General features: G+C 64.7%; 16 protein-coding genes and 1 pseudogene. 8 read left to right on the top strand and 9 right to left on the bottom strand.

The genetic code is table 11. The features are described 5' to 3' along the window. Positions 1-37: 37 nt before the first annotated feature. Positions 38-1030 carry an adenosine kinase gene (locus NKH21_RS19000; RefSeq protein ID WP_352866832.1) on the bottom strand — a complete coding sequence of 331 codons (993 nt, stop codon included), beginning with the start codon at positions 1028-1030 and terminating at the stop codon, positions 38-40. Positions 1031-1242: 212 nt separating this feature from the next. Between NKH21_RS19000 and NKH21_RS18995 the strand changes: the two genes are divergently transcribed. Together NKH21_RS18995 and NKH21_RS18990 are read left to right on the top strand one after the other, a co-directional pair. Further along, positions 1243-2133: a DMT family transporter gene (locus NKH21_RS18995; protein ID WP_502911901.1), complete on the top strand. Its 891-nt coding sequence runs from the start codon at positions 1243-1245 to the stop codon at positions 2131-2133. Between the two features lie 78 nt (positions 2134-2211). Further along, positions 2212-2907 carry a sulfate transporter family protein gene (locus NKH21_RS18990; protein WP_352866828.1) on the top strand — a complete coding sequence of 232 codons (696 nt, stop codon included), beginning with the start codon at positions 2212-2214 and terminating at the stop codon, positions 2905-2907. Here NKH21_RS18990 and NKH21_RS18985 read toward each other — a convergent pair. Further along, positions 2904-3831, bottom strand: a pseudogene (locus NKH21_RS18985) (proline racemase family protein). The gene NKH21_RS18990 and the pseudogene NKH21_RS18985 sit on opposite strands and share 4 nt — an antisense overlap. Between NKH21_RS18985 and NKH21_RS18980 the strand changes: the two are divergent. Beyond that, entirely contained in the window at positions 3775-3921 is a 147-nt protein-coding gene (locus NKH21_RS18980; RefSeq protein WP_352866953.1) for a hypothetical protein, read from the top strand. The pseudogene NKH21_RS18985 and the gene NKH21_RS18980 sit on opposite strands and share 57 nt — an antisense overlap. On the opposite strand, the gene NKH21_RS18975 is transcribed toward NKH21_RS18980, so the two are convergent. From NKH21_RS18975 to NKH21_RS18955, 5 genes are all read right to left on the bottom strand, one after another. Beyond that, positions 3918-4721, bottom strand: a complete 804-nt coding sequence (locus tag NKH21_RS18975; protein ID WP_352866825.1) for an isocitrate lyase/PEP mutase family protein — start codon at positions 4719-4721, stop codon at positions 3918-3920. The genes NKH21_RS18980 and NKH21_RS18975 overlap by 4 nt on opposite strands. A 77-nt stretch (positions 4722-4798) precedes the next feature. Continuing rightward, complete coding sequence (locus NKH21_RS18970; protein ID WP_352866823.1) at positions 4799-5656, bottom strand: hypothetical protein; 858 nt, start codon at positions 5654-5656, stop codon at positions 4799-4801. Between the two features lie 78 nt (positions 5657-5734). Further along, a complete protein-coding gene (locus NKH21_RS18965) occupies positions 5735-6391 on the bottom strand; it encodes an HAD family hydrolase (protein ID WP_352866821.1) in 657 nt (218 codons plus the stop codon). After that, positions 6391-6876, bottom strand: a complete 486-nt coding sequence (dut, locus tag NKH21_RS18960) for a dUTP diphosphatase (protein WP_352866818.1) — start codon at positions 6874-6876, stop codon at positions 6391-6393. The genes NKH21_RS18965 and dut overlap by 1 nt, the downstream gene beginning before the upstream one ends. Before the next feature lie 84 nt (positions 6877-6960). Continuing rightward, on the bottom strand, positions 6961-7431 hold the full coding sequence (locus NKH21_RS18955) for an Lrp/AsnC family transcriptional regulator (protein WP_352866815.1): 471 nt from the start codon (positions 7429-7431) through the stop codon (positions 6961-6963). 115 nt (positions 7432-7546) lie between these two features. Here NKH21_RS18955 and NKH21_RS18950 point away from each other — a divergent pair, with 115 nt between their 5' ends. Next, on the top strand, positions 7547-7762 hold the full coding sequence (locus NKH21_RS18950) for a DUF6356 family protein (protein ID WP_352866813.1): 216 nt from the start codon (positions 7547-7549) through the stop codon (positions 7760-7762). Between the two features lie 172 nt (positions 7763-7934). Continuing rightward, a complete protein-coding gene (locus tag NKH21_RS18945; RefSeq protein WP_352866810.1) occupies positions 7935-9308 on the top strand; it encodes an amidase in 1374 nt (457 codons plus the stop codon). Here NKH21_RS18945 and NKH21_RS18940 read toward each other — a convergent pair. Then, positions 9302-10378 carry an NAD(P)/FAD-dependent oxidoreductase gene (locus tag NKH21_RS18940; protein ID WP_352866807.1) on the bottom strand — a complete coding sequence of 359 codons (1077 nt, stop codon included), beginning with the start codon at positions 10376-10378 and terminating at the stop codon, positions 9302-9304. The two genes, NKH21_RS18945 and NKH21_RS18940, sit on opposite strands and share 7 nt — an antisense overlap. A gap of 117 nt (positions 10379-10495) precedes the next feature. Between NKH21_RS18940 and NKH21_RS18935 the strand changes: the two genes are divergently transcribed. The 3 genes from NKH21_RS18935 to NKH21_RS18925 all read left to right on the top strand — a co-directional run bounded on the left by NKH21_RS18935 (position 10496) and on the right by NKH21_RS18925 (position 13696). Beyond that, the gene (locus NKH21_RS18935; protein ID WP_352866804.1) at positions 10496-11086 is read left to right on the top strand and encodes a TetR/AcrR family transcriptional regulator; all 591 of its coding nucleotides are present in this window, start codon (positions 10496-10498) and stop codon (positions 11084-11086) included. A gap of 4 nt (positions 11087-11090) precedes the next feature. Continuing rightward, entirely contained in the window at positions 11091-12008 is a 918-nt protein-coding gene (locus NKH21_RS18930; RefSeq protein WP_352866802.1) for a haloalkane dehalogenase, read from the top strand. Between the two features lie 95 nt (positions 12009-12103). Beyond that, positions 12104-13696 (top strand): peptide chain release factor 3, encoded by a 1593-nt coding sequence (locus tag NKH21_RS18925; RefSeq protein WP_352464310.1) that lies wholly within the window; start codon positions 12104-12106, stop codon positions 13694-13696. A 52-nt stretch (positions 13697-13748) separates the two neighbouring features. Here NKH21_RS18925 and NKH21_RS18920 read toward each other — a convergent pair whose 3' ends face one another. After that, positions 13749-14222, bottom strand: coding sequence for a VOC family protein (locus tag NKH21_RS18920; RefSeq protein ID WP_352866799.1), 474 nt, complete (start codon positions 14220-14222; stop codon positions 13749-13751). Positions 14223-14289 lie beyond the last annotated feature (67 nt).

The following is a 14289-nucleotide window of genomic DNA, read 5'->3' as shown; positions in this document are numbered from 1 at the left end:
CCACCTTCTCCCACAAGGGGAGAAGGAAGAGGTGTCGCTACAGCAATCCTGCCTGCTCGGCCTCGCGGCGCAGATTCTGGTGTGGCCTTGGGCCGATCTGCTGGATGACCAGCCCGGCCGCCAGCGAGCCGAGATCGCCGCACTGCTTCAGGCTGCGGCCTTGCGTGTAGCCGTAGAGGAAGCCGGCGGCGTAGAGATCGCCGGCGCCGGTCGTGTCGACCAGCTCGCGGATCCTGGTGGCCTCGATGGTGACGGTCTCGTCGCCGCGGACGATGACCGAGCCCTTTTCCGACCGAGTGACGGCGGCGATCTTGCAATCCTTGCGGATCTGCGCCAGCGCCTCGTCGAAGGACGCGGTCTGGTAGAGCGACTTGATCTCGTGGCTATTGGCAAAGACGATGTCGACGGTGCCTGAGCGCATCAGGTCGAGGAACTCGTCGCGATAGCGGTCGACACAGAACGAGTCCGACAGGGTCATCGACACTTCGCGCCCGGCGGCGTGGGCGAGCTTGGCCGTCTGGCGGATCGCTTCCTTGGCGCGCGGCGGGTCCCATAGATAGCCCTCGAAATAGGTGACCGCGGCGCCCGACGCCTTGTCGGCCTCGACGTCCTCCGGGCCGAGCTCGATGCAAGCGCCGAGATAGGTGTTCATCGAGCGCTCGCCGTCCGGCGTGACGAAGATCATCGAGCGCGCCGTCGGCGGTTCGCCGTTGAGCGGCCTGGTGTCGAAGGCGACGCCCTGGGCATGGATGTCATGCGCATAGATTTCGCCGAGCGCGTCGTTGGAGACCTTGCCGAAGAAGGCGGCGCGACCGCCGAAGGAGGCGACGCCGGCCGCCGTGTTGCCGGCACTGCCCCCCGAGGCTTCAATGGCCGGGCCCATGCGGCTGTAGAGCAGTTCGGCGCGCCGCGTGTCGATCAAATTCATCGCGCCCTTGATGATGCCGTTGGTCTCCAGGAACGCCTCGTCGCACTGGGCGATGATGTCGACGATGGCATTTCCGATACAAAGCACGTCATAGTCCGGCATCAATTCATGTCTCCGCCAAAAAACCACCGGCTTTCTGCCACGCCGGGCGCGGGCGGGTCTAGCGGTTTGATGCGGCTTTGCCTAGTCGCCAATGCGGCGATCCGACGAATGTCAGCATCGCGACCATCGTTGGATGGCGGCCGAAGCATTTCCCGCGTGCCTGGCTTACAAGCATGATGAGCGATGCCCAGAGGTTCCCGCCGGCCATGTCCATGAAAACCGACACCAGGATCGAGCTGGTGCTGCTCGTCATATTGGCGGTGCTGTGGGGCGCGTCCTACAGCTTCATCAAGGTCGGCGTCGCGACGGTCCCGCCGGTGACGCTGATCGCCGCGCGAACCCTGATCGCGGGTGGGATCCTGTTTGCCCTGATCCGCTGGCGCGGTTTGGCCTTGCCGGGCGATGCCGCAAGCTGGCGCCGGTTTGCATTCCAGGCATGCCTCAACAGCGTCGTGCCGTTCACGCTGATCGCCTCGGCCGAGCGCTCACTGGACGCCGGGCTGGCCACGATCCTGAATGCGACCTCGCCGATCTTCACCTTTTTGCTGACCGCCCTCATCACCCGCCACGAACCGGCGACCATGCGCAAGCTGTTCGGCGTCGCCGCGGGAATAGCCGGCATATGCCTCGTTGTCGGCGCCCCGGCGCTAGGCGGCCTCGGACAGCAATTGTTGCCGCAACTTGCTGTGGTCGCGGCGACGATCTGCTATGCCGGCGCGGCCGTTTTCGGCCGCGGCTTCAGGGGGCTCGACCCGATGGTGCCGGCCGCCGGTTCGATGCTCTGCGGCGCCGCGATGCTGATCCCGTTGAGCCTTGCGTTCGACCGGCCATGGACCCTGGCGCCATCGACAGCTTCGGTCCTTGCGCTGCTCGGGCTTTCGGTGTTTTCGACCGCACTGGCCTTCTCAATCTATTTCCGCCTCCTCCATACGCTGGGCTCCGTCGGCACTACCTCGCAAGCCTATCTGCGGGTGCCGATCGGCGTCGCTATCGGAGCCGTGTTCCTTGGCGAAAGCCTTAGTCCCAGCGCGTGGTGGGGAATGGCCCTGGTCGTCGCCGGCGTGGCGGCGATGACCATTCCCCAGGCGAAGGTCGCGCGCTAGGCGCTTGCAGCCTGCGCTGTCGCCGCCTATTCCGGAGATATCAGCCACGAGCACGTTTGACATGCAATTGGAAACGCCGTGATCCTCGACGCCGCCCGCGCCGCCTTGAGCCGGCTGTTCTCGCCCGAATTCCGTTCCGTGTTCGTGAAGACGCTGGGGCTGACTTTGCTGGCGCTGGCGGCGCTGTGGTTCGGGATCAAGAGCCTGTTCGAATGGCTGGCCTGGCCATGGATCGATGCATGGCTGCCGGCGCTTCCCTCCTGGGCCGGATGGCTGGGCGCCGTCGTCGCCGGCATCGGCCTTGCGCTGGGCTTGGCTCTTTTCATCGCGCCGGTGACGGCGATCATCGCCGGCCTGTTCCTCGACGACGTCGCCGAAACGGTCGAGCGCACCGACTATCCCGACGATCCGCCCGGCCGCGCCGTTCCGGCGCTACGCTCGCTGGTGCTGGCGATCAGGTTCTTCGGCGTCGTCATCCTCGGCAATATCGTCGCCCTGCTGCTTCTGCTGGTGCCGGGCATCAACATCGCCGCTTTCTTCGTCGTCAACGGTTATCTGCTCGGGCGCGAGTTCTTCGAATTCGCCGCCATGCGCTTTCGCCCGGAGGCCGAGGCCAGGGCGCTGCGCAGGAAGCACGCGGTCACCGTATTCCTGGCCGGGCTGGTCGTCGCCGCTTTCCTCGCCGTGCCGCTGCTCAACCTTCTGACGCCGCTGTTCGCCGCCGCAATGATGGTGCATCTGCACAAGGCGATCTCGGCGCGGGAAAGGAGCTAGCGCAGCAGGAAACCCCTGCCCATTTCATCATCGTCCTCGACGATGAATTCGGCTCGGCCTGAGTAATAGGCGCGGCCGCCGACTCGGGCGATGATGGCGTCATGCGCCCCGGCCGTGGCCGTGCGCGCGACCGCGCCGGAAAAGCGCGAGCCGGCGATGCTCTCGAACAGCCGCGTCCGGCCAATCTCGATCTGGCCCTTGGCGTGCATTGCCGCCAGCCGCGCGGTGACGCCCGAACCGGTCGGCGAACGGTCGACCTCGGCTTCGGCGAAAACGCAGATGTTTTTGGTCGGCGTATCGGAGAACGCATCCTGTCCGTCGGTCAGGATGGTGCCGTAGAGAAAGGCGAGATCGGCATGGTCGGGATGCGACAGCGGCAATTCGGCCTTGAGCTTGTTGGTCAGCGCCGTCGCCGCATCGACGAAATCGCGCACCCGGTTCCTGCCGAATTCCAGCCCGAACTGGCGGCAGTCGGCGAGCGCATAGAAGGCGCCGCCATAAGCGATGTCGAAGCCGACCGGACCATAGCCCCGGCAGATCGATCCGCCGGTCGCGGGCGAACAGAAACGCCGGCACGCTTTCGAAGGACACCGCACCGGCCTTGCCATCCGTTACCTCGACCGCAGCCGAAATCAGCCCGCATGGCGCCTCGATATTGACGGTCGTCAGCGGCTCGCGTGGCGCCACCAGCCGCTCGTCGACGGCGTAGCGGCCGAGCGCGACGATGGCGTGGCCGCACATCGTCGAATAGCCCTCATTGTGCATGAACAGCACCGCGAGGTCGGCGCCCGGCAGGTCGGGCTCCACCAGTAGCGCGCCATACATGTCGTAATGGCCGCGCGGCTCGAACATCAGGATCTTTCTGAGATGATCGAGATGGTCGCGCACATAGGCGCGCTTTTCGAGGATCGTGCCCTTGGGAATGTTGGGGTAGCCGCCGGTGACGATCCGCAACGGCTCACCGCCGGTGTGCATGTCGACGACGGTGAGCGTCATTCGCCGGCCCCGACCTAGGCTGAAGATTTGGCAAACAGCGCCTGCAGCTTGCCGAACGGCATGGCGGCGCGGGTGAAGCCGAAGGTGCCGTCCTGCTGGATCTCGCGCGCCGCGGTCTCCAGCATGCCGAAGGCGAAATTGGTGAGCCATGGGCCGAGCGAGACGCGCTTTACCCCCGCCATGGCAAGGTCGGCGATGGTGAAGCCGGGCCTGGCCATGACGTTGACCGGCTTGGTCAGCGCCGAGCAGACGGTTCGCACCATCTCAATGTCGCCCAGCCCCGGCGCATAGAGCACGTCGGCGCCGGCCTTCTCGAAGGCCTGCAGCCGCTTGATCGTATCGTCGAGGTCGGGCTTGCCCCACAGAAAATTCTCGGCCCGCGCGGTGAAGACGAAATCGCGTTTCAGCGCCCGTGCCGCTTCCGCCGCCGCCGCGACGCGCTCGACGGCATGCGCAAAATCATAGATCGGCTTGTCGGGCTCGCCGGTATGGTCCTCGATCGAGCAGCCGGCGAGGCCAGCCGCCTCGGCGGCGAAGATGGTCTCGCCGGCACTTGTCGCGCTGTCGCCCTTGCCCCTTTCGAGGTCCGCCGAAACCGGCAACCCGGTCGCCGCCGCCACTTCACGGCAATGATGGATCATTGCCTCGAACGTCACCGCGCCATCGGGCAGGCCGCGCGAAAAGGCAAAGCCGGCGCTGGTCGTGGCCAGCGCCTTGAAGCCGAACGAGGCCAAGAGCTTGGTCGTGCCGACGTCCCAGGAATTGGCCATGACGAAGATCGAGGCATGCAGGTCGCGAAAAATCTTGCCCTTGTCCATGGATGCTCCCCTCCAGTGCAGAATGTGAGGCAAATTCTAGCCCGGCGGAACGCGCCGGGCAAACAAATGCGGTTGGTTCAGAAGCGTTTGGCGTTCTCATCTGCCAATCGGTCCAGCGCGTCGGAATCCTTGACGTAGTGCGAAGCGTTTTTGTCCCAATGATAGGTGACGGAAATGTCGCGCGAAGACGCCTCTGGCGGCTGCTGGCCGTCGCAGCTTTCTTCCCCCGGCAGCGTCGCGCCGGTCACCGTGACCTTGATGGCTGCATAGGGCTGGCCGTCGGCGATCGCCTGGAACGCCGCATTCTGCGTCCTCCTATGGGTGCAGAGGTTTTCGTCGAACGTATAGATCATGTCGATCAGCTCGAACCTGTCGTTGCGGACCATGATCAGCGGCGTGATCCCATAGCCCTGGCTCGAATTGAAATGGATGCTCATGCTGATGATGGCGTCGTCACCAGGCCCGATCGGCAGCTTGCCCGGATCGCGAAGAGAGGTGATGCGGTCGACGGCGACATTGACCGCGTCGAGCAGCGCCGGCTTGCCGGTGACGTCGTAGAGCGCCAGCACGGCATAGCCCTCGGCACTGTCGGGCGAGTCGCCGAGGTCGAACAGCATGGCCAGCCGCTCCTTGCCGCCGGCCTTGATGCCGAGCACGCCGGCATTGGAAAGACCCGACGTCACCGGCGGCGAGCCGTCGTAGTCCGGTCCAGCGACGTGACGCATCTCGATCGGCGTCGAACCCCGGAAAAAGCCGTCCTTGTCCGCGGCCAGATCGGGAATGACCATCCTGGCGAGGTCGAGATAGGTGACATCGCCGTGGCCGGGGAGAGCGCTGCCGAGCTCCGGGAAGCTGACGGCCTCAGCGCTGGCCGCCGTCCAAAGACAGGGCAACAGCAGGCAGGCAAAGAGGAAACGAAGCAGGGAGAAGGTCATGCGCGCGCTCGTTTATGTCGGGCGCGCGCAAGCTAGCACAAGCAGCTGCAACATACAGCGCAGCTTGAACAAAGGCGATCAGTGGATCGGCACCAGCCCGGCCAGTTCACGCATGTCGTCGAACAGGATACCGCCGGCTTCGATCAGTCCATTGCGATCGGAAAGCGGGTCGCCGTGGTAGGAATAGACGCGCATGCCGGCGGCGATGCCCGCTGTCGTCCCGGCGACGCTGTCCTCGATGACGATGCAGTCGGCGGGCGCGAAGCCCATTGTCGCTGCTGCATGCAGGAAGAGGTCGGGGAACGGCTTGCCACGCGAGACCATGGTCGAGCTGAACAGCGCATGCTCGAACAGCGGCAGCAGCCCGGTCTGGCCGAGCGTGATGTGCATTTTGGACACCCGTGCCGACGAGGCGACGCAGGTGGCGATGCCGGCGGCGTGCACGGTTTCGATGAACTCGCGAACGTAGGGGATGGCCTCGACGCCATGCGCGAACAGGTCCGGCAGGCCGGCGTTCCAGCGCTCGACGAAATCGGCGCCGAGGCTGACGCCGGTCGCCTCGACTTCCTTCTGCACCGAGACCATGCTGCGGCCGGAAAAATTCTTGCGGCAATATTCGAAGCTGGCCGGAAAGCCGGCCGCGGTCAGCCACTCGGCGAGGCGCCGATTGGCCAAGTTCTCGGTATCGACCAGAACCCCGTCGCAATCGAAGATGACGAGTTTGGGTATTTTCATCAAGCGGTGCCGGTCGATCCGAAGCCGCCCGAGCCGCGCACAGTGCCGCCAGCCAATGTGCGCTCCTCGACGGTCGCCTGCGTCACCGGGGCGAAGACGATCTGGGCGATCCGCATGCCGCGTGTCACCGCGAAATCCTCGTCGCCGAGATTGATCAGCAGCACCTTGACCTCGCCGCGATAGTCGCTGTCGATGGTGCCCGGGGTGTTGAGGCAGGTGAGCCCGTGCTTGAAGGCGAGGCCGGAACGCGGCCGGACCTGGCCTTCGACGCCCTCCGGAATTTCCAGGATCAGCCCGGTCGGCACCAGCGCGCGCTTTCCCGGCAGAATCAAGAGCGGCCTGTCGTCCGGGACGGCGGCGCGCAGGTCCATGCCGGCGGCGCCCGAGCTCTCATAGGCAGGAAGCGGCAATCCCTCGCCATGCGGCAGCCTGACGAAGCCGACAGCCGGACCGATGACGGAGGTAGGATAAAGTGCTGCGCGCATGAGGCTGATCCTATCGTCGCGAACGCCGGTTCAGTCAACTCGGCGGCAATGCTATCAACGGCTTTCTTTCAGCACAGTTCCGCTTCAGCGCAGGTCCATCGGAACGACCGTGGTCTCCTTGATCTCCTCCATGACGAAAGAGGCCGAAACGTCCGACAGCGCCACCTTGGCGATCAGCCGCTGGTAGAGCCGGTCATACGCCTTCACATCGGCGACACGGGCGCGCAGGACATAGTCGAGATCGCCGGACATGCGGTAGGCGCCGGTGATCTCGGCAAAGCCGGTCACCGCCGCCCGGAATCTTTGCAGCCAGTCGGGATCGTGGTTCGAGGTGCGGATCAGGATGAACACGGAGAGGCCGAGCCCAAGCTTGTCGGCGTCGACCAGCGCCACCCGACCGGTGATGATGCCGTCTTCCTCCAGCCGCTTGACCCGGCGCCAGCAGGCATTACGCGACAGCGATATTCTTGCCGAGAGCTGGTCGACGGACAGCGTGCCGTCGCGTTGCAGCTCGGCCAGCAATCTCCGGTCTATTTCGTCGATTTCCGGCATCATGTGGGATGATTGTCCCAAAATTCGGCCTGAGACAAGGACAATTTGAGACCGATCAACCGAACAGCCGTGGCAGGATATTCATGGCCGGCTCTTCATGCCGGCAGGAGGGATCGACATGACAGCACGGCTCGCAAGACTTTTCACCTCTCACCCGGCCGCGGTCGGCGAGAGCTATTTCGGCCATATGGCTTTCGCCGCATGGTTCTCGTCGCGATTGTTCATGGCGGCCTTTGCCGCGCTCATTCATGCTTTCTTGCCGTTTCTGTTCGAGACCACGGCAAGCGGCATCATCCGTGAGCTCTATAAGCGGACGCACAACAGGGGACGGTAAGCCGTAGAGGCGCCGATCGCGGCGAGGCCGCTGGACAGCGCCGACGGTCAACGGATCCCGGCAGCGCAATCCCGATCAAGCGCCGCCATCGTCGAAATGCCGAGCCAGGCTTGAAGCTACGCGCCAATCCGCCATTTTGAGGAGCGCGGCGCGATAGCCCGGAGCAGTCACGATGGATATCGTCTTTTCCTCGACCACCAAACTGGCCGCGGCCATCCGCGACCGTGCGGTTTCCGCAATAGAGGTGCTGGACGAGCATCTGGCGCAGATCGACAGGCACAATGCGGCGGTTAACGCCGTCGTAACCCTCGATCGGGACGGTGCGCGGCAACGCGCCGGCGAGGCCGACGAAGCGCAGGCGCACGGCGAGGCCCTTGGGCCGCTGCACGGCGTGCCTTTCACACTCAAGGACACGCACGAAACCGCTGGCATGAGAACCACCGTCGGCTTCCCGCCCTTCGCCGACTATGCCCCGAGAGCAGACAGTCCGGTCGTTGCCCGGCTGAAGGCGGCAGGCGGCATACTGGTGGGCAAGACGAATGTGGCGACAATGCTCGGTGACTGGCAGTCGAGCAATCCGCTGTTCGGCCGCACCGGCAACCCCTGGAATCTCCAGCGCACCGCCGGCGGCTCCAGTGGCGGTGCGGCGGCGGCGCTCAGCACCGGGATGACGCCGTTCGAGGTCGGCACCGACATGCAGGATTCAATCCGGCTGCCCGCTGCATTTTGCGGCGTCTACGGCCTCAAGCCGACCGAGCACCGCGTCTCGCTCGCCGGCGCCTTCCCCGATCCAGGCGGGGCGCCGCGCAGCGTGAGGCTGATCTCCTGCCTCGGACCGATGGCGCGCAGCGTCGAGGACCTGGCGCTGATCTACCGCGTCATTGCCGGGCCGGATGGAAGCGATACAGACCTTGCGCCGGTACCGGTCGAAACCATGCCGGAGCTGGATCTCAAAAATTTGCGCATTGCCGTCGCGCCGTCCTTTCCGGGCTTTCCGGTGGCCGGCGAGATCAGCGCGGCGGTCGAAAGCCTGGCTAAAGAGCTTCAGGCCGCGGGCGCCATCGTCGAGGAAGCCAAATTGCCGGAGCTCGACCTGCACGACGACCTGAAGCAAGGCGGTGCGCTGATCGGCATGATGCTGGAGGCGGCGCAGCCCGGACCACCGGAGAAGCCGACGCCGGTCTCGCGCTGGTTCGAGGCGCTCGCCCGCCGCGACCGCTCCATCCTGGCGTGGGAACGGTTCTTAGACGGCTGCGACGCCTTGTTGTGCCCCGTCGCCATGGTCACCGCGTTCCCGCATTGCGAACCGGGAACGCCGATCGAGGTCGACGGCGAGAAGCAAAGCTACTGGATGCTGCCGGCCTATGGCGCGGTGTTCAACTACAGCGGCCATCCGGCACTGTCGCTGCCCTGCGGACAGGACAGCAATGGCCTGCCCATCGGACTACAGCTTGTTGGCAAACGCTGGTCGGAGTCGTGCCTGCTCGGGATCGCCAGGGCAATCGAGCCGCTGACCGGCGGCTTTCGCCGCCCGCCCGGCTATTGAGTAAACCGCCCCAGCCCGTAGGAATCAAGCAGCGGATCGCGCTCGCCGTCGAGGACTTCGCGGGCGGCGAACAGGCCGACGGCCGGGGCCAGCGTGATGCCGGAATGCATGACCGCGACGTAGACGCCGCTCGTGCCTGCGGCGCGGCCGATGATCGGAAAGCCATCGACCGGCGTCGGCCGGTAGCCAATGGTGTGGAAATCGAGTTCCAACCCATCCGCGCCGCGCAGCATCGCCTTCATCGCCGCAAACAGGTCGCGGGCGGTCGCCGCGGCATCCATGCCGGGATCGGCGCCACCGAAATCCGAGCCGGCGATGATGCGGCCTTCCGCCGTCTGGCGCATATGCAGGCGATCGCCGATCACCAGGCCGTTGAGCAGCTTTTCGGTGGGGCGCGAATGCACGACCAGGCCGGGTGGCGTCTCGATCGGCAGTGCTATCCCGGCTGTTGCCGCTAGTGCCGGAGAGCCGGCTCCGGCCGCGATCACCACCTCGTCGGCAGCAATCCGCCCGCCGGATGTATCGACGCCGGCAATCCTGCCGTTGGCCTGCACAAGCGCGGTCGCGGTAACTCCCGTCAGCAGCCGCGAGCCGCGCCGCTCGGCGTCAACCAGCAGTGCTTGCGTGGCAGCGACCGGCTCGGCGACACCTTCCTCGGCGACATGAAGGGCGAAATCGGGAAGCTCGGTCAGATTGGGCTCGATGCGCGCCGCTCCGGCACGGTCGACACGCTCGATGCCGTAGCCCCAGGCGGCGTGCTCGGCCGCATAGGCCTCAAGTTCGGCACGCGGCAGGTCCCAGCACAAGCCACCGCACCACTGCAACGGGATGCCGGGCACCTCGTTCGCCAGCCGCGTCCATTCGGCCATCGACCGAATGCGCAGCCGGAAATAGACCTCCGGGTTGCCCCAGCTGGCATTGATCCAAGCAAAGGAATTCGGCGTCGCGATGCCGCCGGCGCCGCTGCCGGCAATGACCGTCACCTTTGCCCCGGCCCTGGTCAGGTGCCAGGCGATGGAGGCGCCGATGATGCCGGCGCCGATGACAATCACTTCTTTCGCCGCTGTCACGCTTCACTCCTCGGTCCAACGCGACCACTGCGATGCCATTGCCAGTGGGTTCTGCCAAGAGCACTCGGTATCAAATATGCCTCTTGACTTTAATACGTACGTACGTATTGTATCGCTATGGCCAGACATTCACTTCGCGAAAAACTTCTCGACGCCGGTTTCAAAACCATCTGGAGTTCCGGCTATTCGGCCGCCGGCGTGCGCGACATCGTCGCCGCGGCCGATGCCCGCCCGGGGTCCTTCACCAATCATTTTGCCTCCAAGGAGGCGTTCACCGGCGAGGTGCTGGACCGCTATTTCGCCTATGTGAACGGTTTGGTGGAGCAGGCCCTTGCCCGGGACGGCACGCCCCCGGTCGGGCGCTTGCGCCGCTATCTCGAAATCATCACGTCGAAGCTGGAGGCGCATGATTGGGCACGGGGCTGCATGATCGGCAATCTCAGCCTCGAGACGGCGGCTCACAGCGAGGCGCTGAGGCTGCAACTCGTCGCCATTTTCGAACGCTGGCGTAAGCCCTTCGCCGAATGCATCGCCGAGGGCCAGGCGGCCGGCGACATCACCGACGCGTTCGATGCCGAGGATCTCGCCGATTTCCTGTTGAGTTCCTGGCAAGGCGCGATGCTGCGCATGAAGGTGGAGCGCAGTCCCGGACCGCTCGAGCGTTTCAAGAATATCGTCTTCAAAACAGTCTTCGTAAAAAGGAGCTGATCCGATGAACCCGAAACTCGAAAAGCGCACAATGTTGCCGCGCTCGCAAGTCGCGGTACTCGATTCCACCATCTCCTATGTCGAGGCAGGTACGGCCGGCCCGACGGTGCTCTTCCTGCACGGCAACCCGACGTCGTCCTACATCTGGCGCGACATCATCCCGCATGTGGCGCCGTTCGGCCGCTGCATTGCGCCCGACCTGATCGGCTATGGCCAATCCGGCAAGCCGGACATCGACTATCGCTTCTTCGACCACGTCCGCTATCTCGACGCTTTCATCGAGACGCTTGGCATCACCGACATGGTGGTCGTCGCGCAGGACTGGGGCACCGCGCTCGCCTTCCATCTCGCCGCACGGCGGCCGCAGCGGATCCTCGGCCTCGCCTTCATGGAATTCATCCGCCCTTCCGAGAGCTGGGACGATTTTCACCAGCGTCCGCAGGCGCGCGAATTGTTCAAGGCAATGCGCACACCCGGCGTCGGTGAGAAGCTTGTCCTGGAAGACAACGTCTTCGTCGAAAAAGTGCTGCCGGCTGCTGTGGTGCGCACGATGAGTGATGAGGAAATGGCCGCCTACCGGGCGCCGTTCCCGACGCCGCAATCGCGCAAGCCGATCCTGCGGCTGCCGCGCGAACTGCCGATCGAAGGCCAGCCCGCCGATGTCGCCGCCATCAGTGAGAACGACCATCGGGCGCTCCGGCTTTCCTCCTACCCGAAGCTGCTTTTCTCAGGCGATCCGGGCGCCCTCGTCTCGCCGCAGGCGGCACGGGAATTCGCGGCGGGCCTGAAGAACTGCCGGTTGATCGATCTCGGACCCGGCTCACATTATCTGCAGGAGGACCATGCCGACAGGATCGGCGCCGCGATTGCCGAGTGGATTCCCGAGGTGGCCTCCCAGAGCCGTGCGGCCGAACCGGCCTGACGCCGGAACGTGAACCGCCGGCAGCGGCAGCCGGAGAGGTCGACAGCACTGCACTCCGCTGCTAGAAGCCCGGCCTCACACGGAAATCCTGAAAAATGTCCGAAATGATTACAGAAGCGGTATCGCGCCGCCGCACTTTCGCGATCATTGCCCACCCCGACGCCGGCAAGACCACGCTCACCGAAAAACTGCTTTTGTTCGGCGGCGCCATCCAGCTTGCCGGCGAGGTCAAGGCCAAGAAGGACCGCATCCAGACCCGCTCGGATTGGATGAAGATCGAACGGGAGCGCGGCATTTCGGTGGTCACCTCGGTGATGACCTTCGAATACGAGGACACCGTCTTCAACCTGCTCGACACGCCCGGCCACGAGGATTTCGCCGACGACACCTATCGCACGCTGTCGGCGGTCGACAGCGCCGTCATGGTGATCGACGCCGCCAAGGGCATCGAGCCGCGCACGCTGAAACTATTCGAGGTCTGCCGGCTGCGCGACATCCCGATCATCACCTTTGTCAACAAGATGGACCGCGAAAGCCGCGACCCATTCGACATCCTCGACGAGATCGAGCAGAAGCTGGCGCTCGATACAGCGCCGATCACCTGGCCGATCGGCCGCGGCAAGACCTTTTCCGGCACTTACCATCTGGCGCTGAACGCGGTGCGCAAGGGCGACGCCGAGAAGGAGCGCACGCCGGTCAATGGACCCGATTCCAACCGGGTCGCCGGCCTGTTGCCGGAGAACGAGCGCGAGGCTTTCATCGAGGAGCTGGAGCTGGCACGCGAGGCCTGCCGCCCGCTCGATCTGGAAGCCTTCCGCGAAGGCCATTTGACGCCGGTCTATTTCGGCTCGGCGCTGCGCAATTACGGCGTGCGCGACCTGATCGAGGCGCTCGGTGCCTATGGGCCGCCGCCGCGCGCGCAGGAGGCCGACAGCCGCAAGGTCGAGGCGACCGAGGACAAGATGACCTCCTTCGTCTTCAAGATCCAAGCCAATATGGACCCCAACCACCGCGACCGCATCGCTTTCGTCCGCGTCTGCTCCGGCAAGCTCGAGCGCGGCATGAAGGCCAAGCTGGTGCGCACGGGAAAACCGATGAGCCTGTCGGCACCGCAATTCTTCTTCGCCCGCACCCGCGTCACCGCCGACGAGGCGTTCGCCGGCGATGTCGTCGGCATCCCCAACCACGGCACGCTGCGCATCGGCGACACGCTGACCGAGGGCGAGGAGATCCTGTTTCGCGGCGTGCCGAATTTCGCGCCTGAAATCCTGCGCCGCGTTCGCCTCGGCGATGCCATGAAAGCCAAGAAGCTCAAGGAAGCGCTGCACCAGATGGCCGAGGAAGGCGTCGTGCAATTGTTCTCGCCGGAGGACGGTTCACCGGCCATCGTCGGCGTCGTCGGCGCCCTGCAGCTCGACGTGTTGAAGGAGCGCCTGAACTTCGAATACACGCTGCCGGTCGATTTCGAGATGTCGCGCTTTTCCGTCTGCCGCTGGATATCGGCCGACGACAGGGCCGAGCTCCAGCGCTTCATCGAGGCGCATCGCGGCGACATCGCCCGCGATCTCGACAACGATCCGGTGTTCCTCGCCCAGCACGCTTTCTCGCTTAACTACGAGGCCGAGCGCTGGAAGGCGATCCGCTTCGCCGCGGTCAAGGATTATCAGGTCCGCGACAGAGCGGCTTGACGCGCCCCTTCCCTTCTCCCCTTGTTGTGGGAGAAGGCAAGAGCGCGTTCGTTCACCCCTTGGCTGCCTCTTCGATCTTGGCGATGTCGATCTTGCTCATCTGCATCATCGCCTGCATGACGCGGCCGGCCTTTTCCGTGTCGGGGTCCAGCAGCAGCCTGGGCAACTGCTCGGGAACGACCTGCCAGGAGAGGCCGAATTTGTCCTTCAGCCAGCTGCACTGGCTGGGCTCGCCACCGCCAGCGATGAGCCTGTCCCAGAAATAGTCGACCTCCTCCTGCGTCTTACAGTCGATGGAGAGCGAGACCGCCTGGGTGAACTTGAATTGCGGCCCGCCGTTGAGCGCCTGGAACTGAACGCCGTCGAGCTCGAATGAGACCATCAGCACCTTGCCCTCATTATCGCCGCTGCCCTTGGGCCAGCGCAGCACGCTCAGCACCTTCGAATTCTTGAAGATGGAGATGTAATGGTTCATGGCCTCCTCGGCCTGGTCGTCGAACCACAGGCAGGGGGTGATCTTTTGCATTCTCTTGCTCCTCGGGCTGGTTTTGGGTTTGTTTTCATTCGCAAAACGGCTGGCTGGCGATTGATGC

Origin of the sequence: Mesorhizobium sp. M1329 (assembly GCF_040318035.1) — a bacterium.
Lineage (GTDB): Bacteria > Pseudomonadota > Alphaproteobacteria > Rhizobiales > Rhizobiaceae > Mesorhizobium.
This window is presented reverse-complemented; position numbering and strand designations above follow the sequence as displayed.

What these genes read in the sequence shown, in the direction of transcription:
- NKH21_RS18950 (WP_352866813.1), top strand. Translation starts at nt 7,547, where the DNA reads ATGACAGCACGGCTCGCAAGACTTTTCACCTCTCACCCGGCCGCGGTC.
- NKH21_RS18970 (WP_352866823.1), bottom strand. Translation starts at nt 5,656, where the DNA reads ATGACCTTCTCCCTGCTTCGTTTCCTCTTTGCCTGCCTGCTGTTGCCC.
- NKH21_RS18955 (WP_352866815.1), bottom strand. Translation starts at nt 7,431, where the DNA reads ATGATGCCGGAAATCGACGAAATAGACCGGAGATTGCTGGCCGAGCTG.
- NKH21_RS18945 (WP_352866810.1), top strand. Translation starts at nt 7,935, where the DNA reads ATGGATATCGTCTTTTCCTCGACCACCAAACTGGCCGCGGCCATCCGC.
- NKH21_RS18935 (WP_352866804.1), top strand. Translation starts at nt 10,496, where the DNA reads ATGGCCAGACATTCACTTCGCGAAAAACTTCTCGACGCCGGTTTCAAA.
- NKH21_RS18975 (WP_352866825.1), bottom strand. Translation starts at nt 4,721, where the DNA reads ATGGACAAGGGCAAGATTTTTCGCGACCTGCATGCCTCGATCTTCGTC.
- dut (WP_352866818.1), bottom strand. Translation starts at nt 6,876, where the DNA reads ATGCGCGCAGCACTTTATCCTACCTCCGTCATCGGTCCGGCTGTCGGC.
- NKH21_RS18965 (WP_352866821.1), bottom strand. Translation starts at nt 6,391, where the DNA reads ATGAAAATACCCAAACTCGTCATCTTCGATTGCGACGGGGTTCTGGTC.
- NKH21_RS18995 (WP_502911901.1), top strand. Translation starts at nt 1,243, where the DNA reads ATGAAAACCGACACCAGGATCGAGCTGGTGCTGCTCGTCATATTGGCG.
- NKH21_RS18925 (WP_352464310.1), top strand. Translation starts at nt 12,104, where the DNA reads ATGTCCGAAATGATTACAGAAGCGGTATCGCGCCGCCGCACTTTCGCG.
- NKH21_RS18980 (WP_352866953.1), top strand. Translation starts at nt 3,775, where the DNA reads ATGATCGAGATGGTCGCGCACATAGGCGCGCTTTTCGAGGATCGTGCC.
- NKH21_RS18920 (WP_352866799.1), bottom strand. Translation starts at nt 14,222, where the DNA reads ATGCAAAAGATCACCCCCTGCCTGTGGTTCGACGACCAGGCCGAGGAG.
- NKH21_RS18930 (WP_352866802.1), top strand. Translation starts at nt 11,091, where the DNA reads ATGAACCCGAAACTCGAAAAGCGCACAATGTTGCCGCGCTCGCAAGTC.
- NKH21_RS19000 (WP_352866832.1), bottom strand. Translation starts at nt 1,030, where the DNA reads ATGCCGGACTATGACGTGCTTTGTATCGGAAATGCCATCGTCGACATC.